We start from the raw sequence: 15,974 nt of genomic DNA, 5'->3' as shown, positions 1-15,974 counted from the left end.
TTAAGCTTCCCGTGCATTCGCAACCAACAACCACCTTCACGATTTACTATTCGTGCCATTACTATCGGTTCCAATGTGCGCGGCCGGGAGGCTTCTCGCGAGCGCCAGAGTTGTGGGAGGATCACATGAGTGCCGCGAGACCCGAGCCGCTTGCCCGTCAGGCGCTGGCGTTTGTCCTGGCCGGAGGACGCGGCAGCCGCCTGCTGGAGCTGACCGACCGCCGCGCCAAGCCGGCGGTCTATTTCGGCGGAAAGTCCCGCATCATCGATTTCGCGCTGTCGAACGCGGTGAACTCCGGCATCCGCCGTATCGCGGTGGCGACCCAATACAAGGCGCACAGCCTGATCCGGCACCTTCAGATGGGCTGGAACTTCTTCCGCCCCGAACGCAACGAGAGTTTTGACATCCTGCCCGCCAGCCAGCGCGTCTCCGAGAGCATGTGGTATGTCGGCACGGCGGACGCGGTGTACCAGAACATCGACATCATCGAATCCCACGCCTGCCGCTTCATCGTCGTGCTGGCCGGAGACCACATCTACAAAATGGACTACGAGGTGATGCTGCGCCAGCACGTCGAGAGCGGCGCCGACGTCACCGTCGGCTGCCTGGAAATGCCGCGGACCGAATCTTCCGGTTTCGGCATCATGCATATCGACGAGAACGGCTGGATCCAGGAGTTCCTGGAGAAGCCGAAGGATCCGCCGCCGATGCCGGGCAAGCCGGACGTCTCGCTCGCCAGCATGGGCATCTACGTGTTCGACGCGAAATTCCTGTTCGACCAGCTCAAGCGCGATGCCGAGGACCCGAACTCGAACCACGATTTCGGCAAGGACATCATTCCCTACCTGGTCAAGAACGGCCGCGCGATGGCGCACCAGTACTCGACCTCCTGCGTCCGCTCGGGCAGCGACACTCGCGCCTATTGGCGCGACGTCGGCACGGTCGACGCCTATTGGGCCGCCAATATCGACCTTACCGACGTGGTGCCCGAGCTCGACCTGTTCGACCGCGCCTGGCCGATCTGGTCCTATGCTGAGATCACGCCGCCGGCGAAATTCGTCCATGACGAGGAGAGCCGGCGCGGCCAGGCGGTGAGTTCGCTGGTCTCCGGCGGCTGCATCATCTCCGGCGCCTCGCTGCGCCGCTCGCTGCTGTTCACCGGCGTGCGCATCAACTCCTACGCCAATGTCGAGAATGCCGTGATCATGCCTTACGTGAGTGTCGGCCGCGGCGCCCGCTTGAGGAACGTCGTGATCGACCGCGGCGTCGAGATCCCGGAAGGGCTCGTCGTCGGCGAGGATCCCGAGTTCGACGGAAAGCGCTTCCGCACCACCGAGCAGGGCATCTCGCTGATCACCCAGCCGATGATCGACAGGCTCAATACATGACGCCTGTTCGCGTCCTCGCGGTCGCCTCTGAAGTCTATCCCCTCGTCAAGACCGGCGGCCTCGCAGATGTTGCGGGCGCGCTGCCGGTTGCGCTGAAGGCGCATGGCGTCGAGATGCGCACCTTGCTGCCGGGCTATCCCGACGTGATGCGCCTTTTGTCCGGCACAGAGGAACTGCGGCGCTGGCCCGATTATTTCGGCGGTCCCGGCCGGCTGCTGGCGGGTTCGCATGCCGGGCTCGATCTGTTCGTGCTGGACGTGCCGCATCTCTATGCGCGGCCAGGCAACCCCTATGTCACCACTGACGGCGTCGACTGGGCAGACAACGGCGTGCGCTTCGCCGCGCTGTCGCGCGTGGCGGCCGATATCGGCCACGGCCTCGTGCCGGCCTTCGTGCCCGATGTCGTGCACGCCCACGATTGGCAGGCGGGGCTCGCGCCGGCCTATCTGCACTACGACAATCGTCCACGGCCCGGCACCGTGATGACCATCCACAACATGGCCTACCAGGGCAAGTTCGCCCCTGAGCTGATCGGATCGATCGGCCTGCCCTGGCATGCCTTCAACGTCAACGAACTGGAATATTTCGGCGGCATCAGCTTCTTGAAGGCCGGCTTGAGCCTTGCCGATCGTATCACCACGGTATCGCCGACCTACGCGAAGGAAATCCAGAGCGACGAAGGCGGCATGGGCCTCGGCGGCCTGCTTCGTGAACGATCCAACGTGCTGAGCGGCATCCTCAACGGCATCGACACCGAGGTCTGGAATCCGCAAACCGATCCGCACATCGCCTACCGCTTCGGCGCGGAAGACCTGACCTTCCGGGCCGCGAACAAGGCGGTGCTGCAGCAGCAGTTCAATCTCGATTCCTCGGACGAAGCGCCACTGCTCGGCGTCATCAGCCGGCTGTCGTGGCAGAAGGGGCTCGATCTCCTGATGGAGGCCATCCCGACCATCCTGCGCGAAGGCATGCAGCTCGCGCTGCTCGGCAGCGGCGACCGCGATCTGCAGGATGGCTACCAGGCCGCGGCCCGCGCCAATCCGGGCCGGATCGGCGTCGTGATCGGCTATGACGAGATTCTCGCGCATTTGATCCAGGCCGGCTCGGACGCGCTGATTGTGCCGTCCCGCTTCGAGCCGTGCGGCCTAACCCAGCTCTGCGCGCTGCGCTATGGCGCCGTGCCGATCGTCTCGCGCGTCGGCGGCCTCGAAGACACCATCGTCGATATCGGCGAGGCCGACGCGTCCGGCCACGATGCCACCGGCTTCAAATTCGCCCCCGTGACGGCGGATGCCCTCGCCGGCACGCTGCGCAAGGCCAACACCGCCTTCCACGACAAGCTGACCTGGCGCCGCCTGCAACGCAGCGGCCTTGCGACCGACGTCTCCTGGCGCAACCGCGCCGGCGACTATGCCGCGCTGTACCGCAGCCTCATGGCGGCGCGCGCGTGAGGCAGAGCCGAATCCATGCTATAGAGCCGACATGGACCCCTTCGCGATCAAGCTGCTCGGCTTTGCCGCCGCCACCTGCACCACCGTCGCCTACGCGCCGCAGTTCATCAAGGTCTGGAAGACCCGCTCGGCGCGCGACATTTCTCTCGGCATGTTTCTGGTCATGATGCTGGGCCTCACGCTCTGGCTCATCTACGGCCTGCTTTCAGGCGATGCCCCCCTGGTCGCGGCGAACGCCGTCACCATGGTTCTCGCCGGCGGCATTCTGGTGATGAAACTGAGATATGGGTGAGGCTTTCTTCGCCTCTCCCCGCTTGCGGGACGATGGAGAAGAGATCATTACCCAAACACATACGAGGCCATCGCCACATGCGCGACCTCGTCGACGAAGACGCGCCGTCCGACGTCGCTTCCCGCAGCACCGGCCGCCACCATCAGCGGCAGCAGATGGTCCTCGCGCGGATGTGCAAGGCGTGCGCTCGGCGCATTCTCCCAATCGACCAGCATGGCATTGCGGCGCGCCGCATCGGGGTTGCTGATCGCCTCGTTCAGATAGGCCTCGAAATCATACGAGACGGGCTTGGACTCCGGACGGTTGAAGCCGCGCATGTTGTGATAGGTCAGGCCGCTGCCGACGATCAGGATGCCTTCGTCGCGCAAGGATGCGATCGCCTGCCCCACCTTGACGTGCTCGGCCGCGTCATAGCTGGACTTCAGCGACAGCAGCACGATCGGCATGTCGGCATTCGGATACATCAGCCCGAGCGGAACGAACGTGCCGTGATCGAAACCCTGGTCGGGATCTTCGCGGCAATCGAGGCCGGCATGCGTGAGCAGCGCCTTCACTTGCGCGGCAAGCTCGGGCTTGCCCGGCGCCGGATATTTGATGTGGTAGGTATGCTCGGGGAAACCGTAATAATCGTAGACCATCGGTGGATGCGGCGAGGTCGACACCGTGAAGGCGTCGGCTTCCCAATGCCCGGTGATGACCAGCACCGCCTTCGGCCTCTCGGGCAGAAGCTGCGGCAAGTTCGCGAACGCCTCGGCGGTCTTGGCATATTGCACCCGCCTGTCCTCCATGAAGGGCCAGGGGCCGCCGCCATGCGACAGGAACAGGGTCGGAAGTCGCGTCATCGGCTCGTCTCGTTGACAACAGGCGCGTGCGAGCGGTCCGCACGATCGGCGGTGAGCATAGGCAAAGCGGCATGGTTAGCAAGTCGTTAACGATTTGCCGCCCAGAATCCCCGGCGGGGCCGAAGCAGTCGGCCTGAAGACAAGTGAGACGTGCGATGAGGAAGTTTGCGCTGGGGGACGTCGTCAACAGTGATAAGGGCCGCCGCGGTGTCGTCCGCGCCGCCTTCAAGTCGCGGGATGGCCAGCAGTTCTATGCCGTCGAGAAGGACGGCGCGATGGATTATCTGGAGGAAGACCGGCTCAGCCCGGCGCCGCGCGTCGAGCTCGCGGCTTAAATCCGATTCATCTCCTGCCCTCATTTGCGAGCCGGTCGAGACGATCCGCGAACGGGTCGTCGCCGCTCGCGATGCCATCGTTCGTGATCAGCAGCAGGCGATCGCCGCTGGCTGCGTCCCAGCGTGGCAGGTCGGGACCATGTAGGTCGGGACCATTGGGATCGCCACTTCGGGCGAAGTTTATCCAATAGGCGCGCATGCGGCCTGCGACCTCGCGGTCGCGCCGCGACAGGATGCCCGCACCGGGCACGCCTTCCGTACCGAAGATGAACTGCAGCTCGCGCCCGTGGCCGACGTCGGGATTGGCGCGCCTGGCCTCCGGCACATAGGCGAAGCGGTAGCGAAAGGTCGGCGCGCCGCCTGCCGCGTGCAGACGTGCCAGCAGCCGCACCGGCTCGGAAAAGACCTTGTCGGTGTAAATTCTTGCCGCGAGATCCGAAGGACTGGCGAGATCGGGATAGAGCTTGCGCAATTCGCCGTCGCCCGCGCCCGGCGGCGCAAGCTCCTCCTTGATCGCGGTCTCGTTCTCCAGGCCGGTCTCGTCCTCGTTCGAGCCGATGATCAGGGGAATGCGGCTCTGGCGTCCGGCCGCAAAGCCCGCGGCGAGGTCCTCCGTCGCGAGACGTCCATCCATCATCGGTGCAAAGCTGTGCGGCGATGTCTCCAGCAATTGTTTCTCGGCGGCCAGCAGGCGCCGCGGCTCGACTGCGCGCAGATCCGTCTTCGGCGAAAGCGCGGCCACGAACTCCCGGCCGATGGCCTCCGCCTCTTCCGCCGAGCGCAGGCGCGCGCGGCCGGGCACCGATTGCAGAATGGCCTTGTGGAAGAGATTGCGCGCTTGCGCGGACAGCATCAGCAGTGCAATCGATGTCGCGCCTGCATCGCTGCCGAACAGCGTGACGTTATCAGGATCGCCGCCGAACGCCGCGATATTGTCGTGCACCCAGTGCAGCGCGGCGATCTGGTCCATCAGGCCGAAATTGCCGGAGCCGGCGTCCGACAGCGCGGGATGCGAGAGCCAGCCGAGCGCGCCGAGGCGATAATTCACGGTGACCACGATGAGGCCCGCCTGCGCCAGCTTGGCGCCAACGAACAGCGCATCGTTCGCGGTGCCCGTGACGAACGCGCCGCCATGGATGAACACCATCACCGGCAACGGGCCGTCGACCCCGAAAGGACGAAACACGTTCAGCGTCAGGCAATCCTCGCTCGCCGCCGGCAGCGCCGGCTGAAGGCACGGCGCGCCGTAATCGTAGGCGGTGCGCATCTCCGAGCTTTCGGTCGTCGGCTGCGGCGGTTGCCAGCGCAGCGCGCCGAGCGGCGGCGCCGCGTAAGCCAGCCCCTTGAACGAGGCCACCTCGCCTTCCACGGCGCCGAGCATCTGCCCTTCACGCGTCAGCGCGAATGGAAACTGCCCGACCGGCTGGGCGACGGCCGAGCCGGCGCCACACAAGACTGCAATAGCCGCAACGAATGCAAGCAGGGCCCGCATCTTCGCAACGATCTCGATGAAGGGTTTCGGCAGGTTATGTCCAGAGCCGTCGGCAAGGCAAGCCTCGCGCCTTGAGCCTAACCGCCTTTGCCAATCAGCTCCGCGAGCGCGTGGCGCGCGACGATGCCGAGCTCGCCGAGCGTGGAGTGTCCCGCCCGCGCCGCCTCGATCAGGCGCTCGGCGATGAACCTGCGGCTGTCGTGATCGCCGCCATGCGGCAGTTGCCGGCACGTCTGCTCGAGGACGACGTCCATGTTCGCTTTGGTGCGTTCACTCAACTCTGTCATGACGCCCGGGCGGTACGCGTGGCTTGTAAGCGCAAGCATACACAGAAGGACGATGGCTGATTACCCCGGGCGATCACGGCCATTGTGCATCGCGGTGCGTGTGGTGCCGCAAGATTCGCGCGGTCACGAAGCCGCCGCAAACGACCACCCTAAGATTGCACTTGCTCTAATGACAAGCTGAGCCTGCGGCGATAGCCTGCCGCCAAAACAAGACATCCGGGAGGAATACCATGCCTGACGCAATGGTTGCCACACGTGCCTCCGATGGGCGCGGAACCGCTCAGCAGGTCGATGTTGCCGTGGTCGGCGCCGGATTTGCCGGCCTCTACCTTCTCCATCGCCTGCGCAAGACGGGGTTCTCGGCAGTCGGGCTCGACGAGGCCGGCGATGTCGGCGGCACCTGGTATTGGAACCGCTATCCTGGCGCGCGCTGCGACATCCAGACCATCGACTACAGCTACACGTTCGATCCGGAGCTCGAGACCGCCTGGACCTGGTCGGAGAAATACGCGACCCAGCCCGAGATCCTGCGTTACCTCGGCTTCGTCGCCGATCGCTACGATCTGCGCCGCGATATCCGTTTCAAGACCAAGGTCACCGAGGCCAGATGGGACGAAGCGTCCGGGCGCTGGCTCATCACCACGGACAATGGGCCACCCGTCTCCTGCCGCCATTACATCATGGCGACCGGTTGCCTCTCCGCGCCAAAGCCGCCGGAGATCGACGGCGTCAACGACTTCAAGGGCGAGGTCTATTTCACCGGGCGCTGGCCGCATGACGGCGTCGATCTCACCGGAAAACGCGTCGCCGTGATCGGCACGGGCTCCTCGGCGATCCAGTCGATCCCTGTGATCGCCGAGCAGGCTGCGCATCTGACGGTGTTCCAGCGCACACCGAATTTCGCGTTGCCGGCGCACAACGGCCCTGCGCCCGCGGACCGCATGAGCCTGTTGCAGAGCGACCGCGCGGCCTATCGCGAGCAGGCGCGGCAGTCGATGGCCGGCGTGCCCTATCCGCAGCAGACGGTCGTGAGCTGGCAGCTCAGCGATGCCGAGCGCCGCGAGCGGTTCGAGCGCGCCTGGGCCGCCGGCGACCTCGTCCACATCCTGACGCAGCTCTGGGCCGACCAGGCCGTAGACGTCGACGGCAACAAGATCGTCCAGGACCTGATCCGCGAGAAGATCCGCGTCGCCGTCAAGGATCCCGAGACCGCCGCGGCGCTGATGCCGGACGACCATCCGTTCGGCGCAAAGCGCCCCTGCCTCGAGACCAATTATTACGCAACCTACAACCGGCCGAACGTCACGCTGGTCAATCTGCGCAAGGAGCCGATCAAGGCGATCACCGCGAGCGGCATTTCCACGAACGGCCGCAGCTTCGACGTCGACGTCATCGTCTTCGCAACCGGCTTCGACGCCATGACCGGCGCGATCCGTGCCGTGCATCCGATCACCGGGCGCGGTGGCAAGTCGCTGTCCGATGTCTGGGCGCAGGGACCGCAGACCTATCTCGGCCTCACGGTCGAGGGCTTCCCGAACTTCTTCATGATCACCGGACCCGGAAGCCCGTCGGTGCTGTCGAACATGGCGGTGTCGATCGAGCAGCATGTCGACTGGGTGGTCGATCGCCTTGCGTCGCTGCGCGATGCCGGCTTCACCACGATCGAGCCGACCGAGACGGCGCAGGCCGGCTGGAACAGGCACATGGCCGACTGCTCGATGCTGACGCTGCACCGGCTCGCCAACACCTGGTACACCGGCGCCAACGTGCCCGGCAAGGTGCAGGGCCTGATGCCCTATACCGGCGGCGTCGGCCCTTATCGCAGCATCTGCGACGAGGTGGTCAGCCGCGGCATGCTCGGCTTCAAGCTCACTGGCCCCGATGGCGCCGTCCAATGCAATGACGGCGAGGTGGTGCGCCTGCAGCCGGACGTGCGGCTGGTGCTGAACCTGCTCGCCTCGCTCAACCTGCCGCCGATCGAGTCGATGGGCGCGCTCGGCGCCCGCGCCTTCGTCAACGAGTTCAACAAGGGCCGGCCTGCGGGGCGGCCGATCGGCGAGATCGTCGACGGCACCCTGCCCGTCGCCGACGGTGCGTTGCCCTACCGCGTCTACAAGCCGGCAACGCCGGGACCGCATCCGGTCGTGGTCTATTTCCACGGCGGCGGCTGGGTGCTCGGCGACGAGCAATCGGACGAGCCGTTCTGCCGCGACATGGTGCGGCGGACCGGCATGATGTTCGTCAGCGTCGGCTATCGCCACGCACCGGAGCATCGCTTCCCGACCGCGGCCGAGGACGGCTATGCGGCCACGCGCTGGATCGCCGAGCACGCCGCCGAGCTCGGCGGCAGGCCGGGCCCGGTGCTGGTCGCCGGCTGGAGCGCCGGCGGCAACATTGCGGCCGTCACCTGCCAGCTCGCGCGCGACCGCGGCGGGCCCTCGATCGCCGGCCAGCTTCTGGTCTGCCCAGTCACCGACTGCAGCTTCGATCGGCCCTCCTACAACGAAAACGGGACCGCCTACTTCCTGACGCGCTCTCTGATGTACTGGTTCTGGGACCTCTATTGCTCGCCGGCGGACCGCACCGACCCGCGGGTCGCCCCGCTGCGCGGCAAGGTTGCCGGCCTGCCGCCGGCCCTCGTGGTCACCTGCGAGTTCGATCCGCTGCGCGACGAGGGCATCGCCTATGCCGAGGCAATGGCCGCAGCGGGCGTGCCGGTCGAGCAATTGAAGGCGCGCGGCCACTTCCACTCGTCCTTTGCGATGGTGGACGTGGTGATCACAGGCGTGTCGGGACGGGTGCAGATGGCGGAAGCCTTGCGGCGCTTCGCCGGACTGCCGCCCAAGATCAGCGGCAGTGACGGTCACGGAGATGGTCACGCCAGCCCGCGGCACGAGATCGCGGCCGCCGCGAGCTGACGCAGCCACGAGGCGGCCGGGAACCTTTTCCCGGCTGCCGCGTTGGCTGACCTGTGGCATTGAGATGCAGCGACAGATGTATGGGCCCCGGCACGCGAGCACGTGTGCTGGGGTCGTGTTTTGCGTGAGGCAGGGCGATGGGGGACGTGGTCGGGGATTCAAAGGTCAATTTCGGCGCGCTTGCGGTGCTGCATAAATGGCCATCACTTGCCAATCAGCGCCAGCCTGACCGGGAGCCCTACCAGCTCATCGAAGGCACGCTCGACGATTGCATCTCGGCTTTCATGCAGAAACCGGCGACGACCCGGCACCTCTACGAGATCCGCACCGTTGCGCAGCCGCCGCTCGTCACCGAGATCCTCTCCCCCGAACACGTCCTCGAGCTGTCGCGCTTGAGAGAATTTCTCTGACGCCCTTCACAAGCGTGCGAGCAGGAACCTTCTTCCGGTTCTTCCCGTTGTCAGGGATCAAAGCAATGACGTGAGCGCCTCGAGATGTTTGACGCCGGCGTATCATCACCGATCGTGCCTTACGGAGCGGACCAGACCCTGTTCGTGGTGGTTGATCGCCGTGACGAGGCGACCGAAATCCGCATCGAGCGCAGCGATCTCGACACCACGATCGGCGAGCTCGTCGCCGGCTGCTTCAATGACCCGATCAAGGTGATCTCGTTCAACACGCTCGAGCACTGGATGAAGGATATCTCGTGCGACGTCGCCGGCGAGATCCGCGCACGCTGCGACATCTATGGAATAGAGCTCCCCGATTATCTCAGCGACTTCATCGAAAGCCATTCCCAAAGCGCGATGAAATGAAGCTCACTTGCCGAAAAGGACGGAGGTGCGCTCCCTCCCTGCTTGCGGGAATGACTATCGCATTTGGGAGTTTTTCTCTGCGGCCATCCTTCGAGACGCCCGCTTTGGGCGGGCTCCTCAGGATGAGGGCGGAGTGCGCGGCAGCAGTTTCAACGAGCACTGATGCTGATTAGCCTCATCCTGAGGAGGCGCGTCAGCGCCGTCTCGAAGGACGAGGCGTGCGCGCAGGCCGCCGCCACAAGTCATATCCGATAGCCCTGCGCTTGCGGGAGAGGGAGTGCACCTCCCTTGTAGCAATCAAACCTGATCGCATCGCGCATTAGTTGCGGCGGCGTTTGCCGGCGATGACCTCGATCTCGCGGCGGCGTTCGCCCGCGAAGGTCAGCAGCTTTTCGATCGTCAGCGTATCCGTGATCCGTTTGGCGAGCCGCTCGGCGCGCGCAGCCTGATCTTCGAGATGCTGGATCGTGTTCAAGCGTCGCCTCCCCCAAAGCCCCGAATTGTGCGGACAGCTATGGTGCTTGAGAAGCCGCTAACAGCCGGTTAAGCGCGCCCGCACGGTCGCGACGCGTGGCGCCCTATTGCACGACTTCGAGCCTGACATTGGTAATGCCCTTGTCGACCATGCCGAGCGCCTCGGCGGCCGACGGCGAGATGTCGACCACGCGTCCGCGCACGAAGGGCCCGCGATCGTTGACCCTGACCGTAACGAAACGGCCGGAGGAGGTCTCGGTAACGCGCAGCTTGGTGCCGAACGGCAGGGTGGGATGCGCCGCGGTCAATTCGTTCCTGTCGAACTTCTCGCCACTCGCGGTCTGCGTATCCGAATAGAAGCTGGCGATGCCGTGCGAAGCGGTTTGCTTTGCGTCACGGTCGGGGACGCGTGCCCGGCTGATGGGGCGTGGATGCAGCGCCGCCACCCTGTGCGGGCGCTCGACCGCGGCTTGCCGGGTTGTTCCGGCGAGATCGGCTTTCTGACGGCCGACCGGCGATTGCGAGCAGGCAGCGAGCGATGCGGCACCCAGGACCGCGAGCAATAACCGGCTCGAGCTCGCCAGCGACATCCGGGCAGTTTCGGCACTTGCAATGCGAGACATGATGCGCCCTCCGAACAACCCCAAGTTTCGGTGGGCAATGAGGGCAGAACCTTGTCGGAACAAAAGCGGCTCTGGGGCCGCCTTCGTTTCGCGCCAGCTGTGGCGATTCCACCACAGTGACCTGTTCAGAATCGGGACAGATCAGCGAAGGATCAGCCCGATACGCCCCGCGAGCCGCGTTTTCGGCGCGGCCCGATTTCTAGTACTTCGGCTCGTACATCTGCGACTGGACCAGAGCCTTCACGTCGTTGGGCGCGGGTCCGTCGGCGAGCGCGCGTTGATAGGCCACATCCGCAACCGCCGCCGCGATGCGCACGGAGACCTCGCGGATGCGCGGCAGTGCCGGATAGAGGCTGCCCTGAGCGAGGTCCTCCTTGCCGACGCAATCGGCGAGCGCGTGGGCCGCCGCCATGAACATCTCGTCGGTCACGAGGCGCGAGCGGCTGGCGATGACGCCGAGGCCGACGCCCGGGAAGATGTAGGAATTGTTGCCCTGGCGCGGCACGAAGCTGCGGCCGTTGAGCTTGACGGGATCATACGGACTGCCGCAGGCGAACAGCGCGCGTCCCTCCGTGTAGCGATAGGCATCCTCCGCCGAGCACTCGGCTTTCGAGGTCGGGTTGGAGAGCGCGAACACGATCGGCTGCTCGTTGAGCTCGGCCATCGCCTTGAGCACGTCGGGCGTGAAGGCGCCGCCGACCGCGGCGACGCCGATGATCGCCGTCGGCTTCAGCGTCTTGATGGCGGTGAGGAAGTCGGCGATCGGCGCCTGACCGGCATGGGCATAGCGGAGCTTATGGCCAGAAAGGCCTTCACGGCCGCTGACGACGAGACCGCGGGAATCCACCAGCCAGTTGCGGCGAAGCGCGTCCGCCTCGGACGCGCCTTCCGCCATCATGGCGGAGACCACGAGGTCGGCGATGCCGGTCGCCGCCTCGCCCGCGCCGAGGAACAGGATCTTCTGATCCTTCAGCTTGCCGCCGGAGATGCGCAGAGCCGAGAACAGGCCGGCGAGCGCCACCGCCGCGGTGCCCTGGATGTCGTCGTTGAAGACGCAGGCCTCGTCGCGATATTTGTGCAGCAGCTTGAACGCCGAATGATTGGCGAAGTCCTCGAACTGGATCAGCACGCCCGGGAACGTCTTGCGCGCGGCTTGCATGAACTCGTCGACGAAGCTGTCATAGGCCTCGCCCGTCAGCCGCCGCTCGCGCAGGCCGAGATAATAGGGATCGTTCAACAGCTCTTCGTTGTTGGTGCCGACATCGAGCACGATCGGCAGGCACGCTTCCGGATGCACGCCGGCGCAGGCCGAATAGAGCGATAGCTTGCCGACCGGGATGCCCATTCCGTTGGCACCGAGATCGCCAAGTCCCAAAATGCGCTCGCCGTCGGTGACGACGATCAGCCTGGCCTGGTAGGGCCAGTTCTTCAGGATCTCCGCGATCTGGCCGCGGTCGCGCGAGGAGATGAACATGCCACGCGGCCGCTGGAAGATCAGGCCGTATTTCTGGCAGGCAAGCCCGACCGTCGGGGTGTAGATGATCGGCTGGATCTCGTCGATATTGTCGACGACGACGCGGAAGAACAGCGCCTCGTTGCGGTCATGCAGCGCGTTCAGGGCAACGTATTTTTCCAGGTCCGTCGGCAGCGTGCGCAGATTGGTGAGCACGCGCTGAGCCTGGGTCTCCATCGTCAGCACGCAGGGCGGCAACAGGCCGCGCAAGCCGAGTGCGGCGCGCTCTGCTTCCGTGAAGGCCGTGCCCTTGTTGAGCAGGGGGTCGCGCAGCAGCGTCATGCCGTGCGCGGTGTCGGATGATGTCGAATGGGCGCTGACCCGAGCAGGTCTATTCACGATTCCCCCAAGGAGTTTCTTATTGAACCACGACCATTGTCGGCCAGCGTTCAATCGAGATCAAGGAGACTCCCGCCGCGATCGTGATCTCGCACCGCAGCAGATTTTGCAAACGCCTGGCACTTGCGCGCGAAAAGGTTTAACGCGCCAACCGGGGCGCGCGTTGGCGGACCCAAATAAAGGCAGGCCGGAATTTGGGACTGCTTATCCCGCCGCCCGCCGGGGCGTCAGATTGGCAGCGCTGTCCGCCGGCGGCGCGATGTGCATCAGGATGGTCTGCACCGGCGATGCGACCTCGATCCCGTTCTGCTGGAAGCGCAGCTTCATGCGGCGGTTGAATTCGCGCTGGACCGGCCAGCGGCCGGCCTCGGTGCAGCGGATCTGCCCGACGATCGACACCATCGCGCCATCGACTTTGTCGACGCCCCACAGCTCGAGGTCGCCGCGGATGAGCGCGCGGAAGTCCGCTTCACGGCGCATCTCATCGACGATGTCCTTGAGGATCTGGCCGGCGCGGTCGGTGTCTTCCTTGTAGGCGACGTTGACGCTGACCGAAGCGTTGCCGGCGCCGCGGCTGGCATTGGTGATGGTCGTGACTGCGCTGAACGGCACGATGTGCACGGCGCCGTCGCCCGCGCGCAGACGGATGGTGCGGATCGAGACGTTCTCGACGACGCCCGACAACCCCGACACGCTGACGCTGTCGCCGACCTGCACCGTATTCTCCAGCAGCAGGAACAGGCCGGTGATGAGATCCTGCACCAGCTTCTGCGAGCCGAAGCCGATCGCAATGCCGACGATGCCGGCGCCCGCCAGCAGCGGCGCGACGTTGACGCCGATCTCGCTGAGCGCGGTGAGGCCGACGATTGTCGCGATCAGGCAGAGCAGCGCTGTGCGCAGCATCGGCTGGAAGGTGCGCAACCGCGCGGCGCGGGCATAGTGCCCGTCCCGCGACAGCGTATTGATCTGGCGGTCTAGGAGCGCATTGCTGGCTTCCCAGATCGCCGCGGCGATGAGCACGGCAAGGCCAATGGTCACCACGGCCGAGATCAGCCGGCTGCCGATCTGGCCGCCATAGAACCAGACGATCGCGTCCACGCCCCAGACCTCGAGCACCGCCACGAAACCGATGAAGGCGATCACGCCGGATACGATCCTGCGGAGCAGCGGCAGATAGCGGTTGGCACGGATCTCGAGGCCGGGAAAGCGCTGGAGGATCTCCGGCTTGATGCGGAAACCGCGATCGATCAGGCTCAGCGTCAGCATGATGACGACACGTGCGACCAGCGCCACTGCGATGGTGCCGACGAAATATTGCAGCAGCAGCGAATAGCCGTTGCGGATGTTGAGCGCCCACACCGCCCAGAGCGCGAGGTCGAGCGCGATGGCAAGATAGTGCCACCCGCCGGCGACGCGGTTGCGCAAACGAGCCGCGATCCCCTGCCGCTCGGCCGGGGCGCGGATGGCATCGGCGACCTGGCGGCGGCATTGCAGGACGATGACGGCGATGAAGAGGTGCACGACCAGCATCACCATGCGCAGCAGCGCGGCGTAGCCGGCGCGGTGCAGGCCGAGCAGCAGCGCCACATTGGCAAAGGCGATGCCGGAGACGCCGACGCCGACGATGCGGCGTGCCCAGATCTCGACATAGGCGGCGGTCTCCGCGCGCACCGGAAACAAGCCGAACGGCCCCGCCAGCGCCCGGACCAGGCAGATGAGCCCGCGCGAGAACGCATAGGCGTTGACGACGGCGAGGATCACGAGGCGGACGGTTGTCGGTTCTCCAATCTCCGTCCCGAGCAGCGCGGTGGCGACGCCGACGAAGACGAGCACGGGAAGCAGCTCGAGCACGAAACGCCCGAGCACGAAGGGCAGGCGCAGCATGATCTGCCAGACCCGCGCAAGGCTGTGGCGTCGCTCCTGCATTTCAGGTGCAGGCGTAACGTCGGCGACTGACGATGGCGGATCGGCAAGCGGCAACGCGGGTGCCGGCAGGCGCGCGGTTTGCGGCACGCGTCCCTCCAGGAACGCGACCGGCCGGCGGATCAGGCGGAAGATCACCCATTCGGCCAAGAGGGCGCAGCCGAGCACCAGCGCAAGCTTCCAGGCGATCTCGATCAGAAGATTGTAAGCCGCGGGATCGTTCGCGGTGCGCACGATCCAGTAGTAGAACGCCGGAAAATGCGTGAGCGTCCGCGCGATGCCGGCGATCTCACGCGAGATTTCGCCGATCTCCTCCGAGACCGTCAGCATGAGCTGCGCACCGAGGCCGTCGGCCGAAAGCGGGATCGGCGAATTCGGCTGCGGCGCGGCCTGTTGCGGACCAGACGCGTTGGCGATTGCACGGAGCGTATCGATCATCTGCGCGCGCTTCTTGTCGTCCTGAAGCGTGTCCAACGCACGCTTCGCCTCGTCAGGCGATAGCGCCGCGGCACCGTTCGCGGCCGGCGCATCGGCGCGGGCGCAGGAGAGAGAAGAGATCGCAAGGAAAAGAGCGGCGAGAAGCGCCGGGACAAGCTTTTGCGACACGCAGATTCCCTGGAAAAGTGAATGTGCTCGCAGGTAGCGTGGCCGCCACCGCCGAAGCACATCCGTCATGTCGGATCGGCGCTATTCGCCCCCCGCCTGTGTCGGAAGTTGGCCTTTGGGACGACATTCTCTTGGCATTTGCCGCAGCGCAGGATCGGGAGCTGACGTCCCGTCAGCGCGCGCAAAGATCGTTTGCGGATCAACCAGCAGGATTGAGACGAGCGGGGTGTCAAAAAAAATTGGTGCGGCGGCCTTCACGGCCATCCGACACGATCAAAATACAGCGCCGGGAAGGTAGGGGCTTTGCCTCACTGATGCAGCCCGCTAAACCTTGTCCCGGCGTGCCGTTCGCGGTTTCCGCCGCTATGCGATAGTCCGAACGAGCTCCATCGCAATTAACGCGGCTGGATTTGCGGAGGTGGTGTCATAGACCTCCCCTTGCTCATGAGGTGGACGTTGCGCGTCGCTTGTTTGCGACCGCTATGATGCTCCTCCTGCGTCGCAAAACTGTCAAGCGGGATCAATGATCTGACGATCACATTTGACGATCCGAGTTCCGCCGTGCAAATCGCTTCCGGGCGAAGTGAGGGATTTCCGAAGGCAGCCGGCATGGTGACATCATGCCCCTGTTTTGCCCGACGATGCAAACGAATTTCGTGAAATCCGCATCGCGGAT

Annotated in this window: 14 protein-coding genes; 7 read left to right on the top strand and 7 right to left on the bottom strand. The window is 65.3% G+C overall.

Going from position 1 to position 15,974, the window contains the following annotated elements; genetic code table 11:
• The first annotated feature begins 125 nt into the window (after positions 1–125).
• The 3 genes from glgC to I6F37_RS18870 are packed head-to-tail and all read left to right on the top strand — an operon-like array spanning position 126 to position 3,131.
• Positions 126–1,388 carry a glucose-1-phosphate adenylyltransferase gene (gene glgC, locus I6F37_RS18880; RefSeq protein WP_036006706.1) on the top strand — a complete coding sequence of 421 codons (1,263 nt, stop codon included), beginning with the start codon at positions 126–128 and terminating at the stop codon, positions 1,386–1,388.
• On the top strand, positions 1,385–2,839 hold the full coding sequence (gene glgA, locus I6F37_RS18875; RefSeq protein WP_036006703.1) for a glycogen synthase GlgA: 1,455 nt from the start codon (positions 1,385–1,387) through the stop codon (positions 2,837–2,839). The genes glgC and glgA overlap by 4 nt, the downstream gene beginning before the upstream one ends.
• Positions 2,840–2,870: 31 nt before the next feature.
• Complete coding sequence (locus I6F37_RS18870) at positions 2,871–3,131, top strand: SemiSWEET transporter (RefSeq protein WP_036006700.1); 261 nt, start codon at positions 2,871–2,873, stop codon at positions 3,129–3,131.
• Between the two features lie 47 nt (positions 3,132–3,178).
• Here I6F37_RS18870 and I6F37_RS18865 read toward each other — a convergent pair whose 3' ends face one another.
• Positions 3,179–3,973: a class III extradiol ring-cleavage dioxygenase gene (locus tag I6F37_RS18865; protein ID WP_036006697.1), complete on the bottom strand. Its 795-nt coding sequence runs from the start codon at positions 3,971–3,973 to the stop codon at positions 3,179–3,181.
• 155 nt (positions 3,974–4,128) lie between these two features.
• Between I6F37_RS18865 and I6F37_RS18860 the strand changes: the two genes are divergently transcribed.
• On the top strand, positions 4,129–4,308 hold the full coding sequence (locus tag I6F37_RS18860; RefSeq protein WP_036006694.1) for a hypothetical protein: 180 nt from the start codon (positions 4,129–4,131) through the stop codon (positions 4,306–4,308).
• A 7-nt stretch (positions 4,309–4,315) separates the two neighbouring features.
• Here the strand turns inward: I6F37_RS18860 and I6F37_RS18855 are convergent, their stop codons facing one another.
• Positions 4,316–5,800, bottom strand: coding sequence for a carboxylesterase/lipase family protein (locus tag I6F37_RS18855; protein WP_036006691.1), 1,485 nt, complete (start codon positions 5,798–5,800; stop codon positions 4,316–4,318).
• Positions 5,801–5,877: 77 nt separating this feature from the next.
• Entirely contained in the window at positions 5,878–6,126 is a 249-nt protein-coding gene (locus I6F37_RS18850; RefSeq protein WP_036006688.1) for a hypothetical protein, read from the bottom strand.
• Positions 6,127–6,317: 191 nt separating this feature from the next.
• Between I6F37_RS18850 and I6F37_RS18845 the strand changes: the two genes are divergently transcribed.
• The 3 genes from I6F37_RS18845 (at position 6,318) to I6F37_RS18835 (ending at position 9,820) form a co-directional block, all read left to right on the top strand.
• Entirely contained in the window at positions 6,318–9,005 is a 2,688-nt protein-coding gene (locus I6F37_RS18845; protein WP_036006685.1) for an alpha/beta hydrolase fold domain-containing protein, read from the top strand.
• 137 nt (positions 9,006–9,142) lie between these two features.
• Positions 9,143–9,415 (top strand): hypothetical protein, encoded by a 273-nt coding sequence (locus I6F37_RS18840; protein ID WP_036006682.1) that lies wholly within the window; start codon positions 9,143–9,145, stop codon positions 9,413–9,415.
• Positions 9,416–9,499: 84 nt separating this feature from the next.
• Positions 9,500–9,820, top strand: a complete 321-nt coding sequence (locus I6F37_RS18835) for a hypothetical protein (protein ID WP_036006679.1) — start codon at positions 9,500–9,502, stop codon at positions 9,818–9,820.
• 319 nt (positions 9,821–10,139) lie between these two features.
• On the opposite strand, the gene I6F37_RS18830 is transcribed toward I6F37_RS18835, so the two are convergent.
• From I6F37_RS18830 to I6F37_RS18815, 4 genes are all read right to left on the bottom strand, one after another.
• Positions 10,140–10,295, bottom strand: a complete 156-nt coding sequence (locus tag I6F37_RS18830) for a hypothetical protein (protein WP_167361678.1) — start codon at positions 10,293–10,295, stop codon at positions 10,140–10,142.
• A gap of 103 nt (positions 10,296–10,398) precedes the next feature.
• Positions 10,399–10,917 (bottom strand): septal ring lytic transglycosylase RlpA family protein, encoded by a 519-nt coding sequence (locus I6F37_RS18825; RefSeq protein WP_036006723.1) that lies wholly within the window; start codon positions 10,915–10,917, stop codon positions 10,399–10,401.
• A gap of 199 nt (positions 10,918–11,116) precedes the next feature.
• Entirely contained in the window at positions 11,117–12,769 is a 1,653-nt protein-coding gene (locus I6F37_RS18820) for an NAD-dependent malic enzyme (RefSeq protein ID WP_074448138.1), read from the bottom strand.
• Positions 12,770–12,973: 204 nt separating this feature from the next.
• Positions 12,974–15,298 carry a mechanosensitive ion channel domain-containing protein gene (locus I6F37_RS18815; RefSeq protein WP_036006674.1) on the bottom strand — a complete coding sequence of 775 codons (2,325 nt, stop codon included), beginning with the start codon at positions 15,296–15,298 and terminating at the stop codon, positions 12,974–12,976.
• Between the last annotated feature and the right edge of the window lie 676 nt (positions 15,299–15,974).

Source organism: Bradyrhizobium sp. NBAIM08, from assembly GCF_020193935.1.
Lineage (GTDB): Bacteria > Pseudomonadota > Alphaproteobacteria > Rhizobiales > Xanthobacteraceae > Bradyrhizobium > Bradyrhizobium yuanmingense.
This window is presented reverse-complemented; position numbering and strand designations above follow the sequence as displayed.

What these genes read in the sequence shown, in the direction of transcription:
- glgC (WP_036006706.1), top strand. Translation starts at nt 126, where the DNA reads ATGAGTGCCGCGAGACCCGAGCCGCTTGCCCGTCAGGCGCTGGCGTTT.
- glgA (WP_036006703.1), top strand. Translation starts at nt 1,385, where the DNA reads ATGACGCCTGTTCGCGTCCTCGCGGTCGCCTCTGAAGTCTATCCCCTC.
- I6F37_RS18870 (WP_036006700.1), top strand. Translation starts at nt 2,871, where the DNA reads ATGGACCCCTTCGCGATCAAGCTGCTCGGCTTTGCCGCCGCCACCTGC.
- I6F37_RS18865 (WP_036006697.1), bottom strand. Translation starts at nt 3,973, where the DNA reads ATGACGCGACTTCCGACCCTGTTCCTGTCGCATGGCGGCGGCCCCTGG.
- I6F37_RS18860 (WP_036006694.1), top strand. Translation starts at nt 4,129, where the DNA reads ATGAGGAAGTTTGCGCTGGGGGACGTCGTCAACAGTGATAAGGGCCGC.
- I6F37_RS18855 (WP_036006691.1), bottom strand. Translation starts at nt 5,800, where the DNA reads ATGCGGGCCCTGCTTGCATTCGTTGCGGCTATTGCAGTCTTGTGTGGC.
- I6F37_RS18850 (WP_036006688.1), bottom strand. Translation starts at nt 6,126, where the DNA reads ATGCTTGCGCTTACAAGCCACGCGTACCGCCCGGGCGTCATGACAGAG.
- I6F37_RS18845 (WP_036006685.1), top strand. Translation starts at nt 6,318, where the DNA reads ATGCCTGACGCAATGGTTGCCACACGTGCCTCCGATGGGCGCGGAACC.
- I6F37_RS18840 (WP_036006682.1), top strand. Translation starts at nt 9,143, where the DNA reads ATGGGGGACGTGGTCGGGGATTCAAAGGTCAATTTCGGCGCGCTTGCG.
- I6F37_RS18835 (WP_036006679.1), top strand. Translation starts at nt 9,500, where the DNA reads ATGTTTGACGCCGGCGTATCATCACCGATCGTGCCTTACGGAGCGGAC.
- I6F37_RS18825 (WP_036006723.1), bottom strand. Translation starts at nt 10,917, where the DNA reads ATGTCTCGCATTGCAAGTGCCGAAACTGCCCGGATGTCGCTGGCGAGC.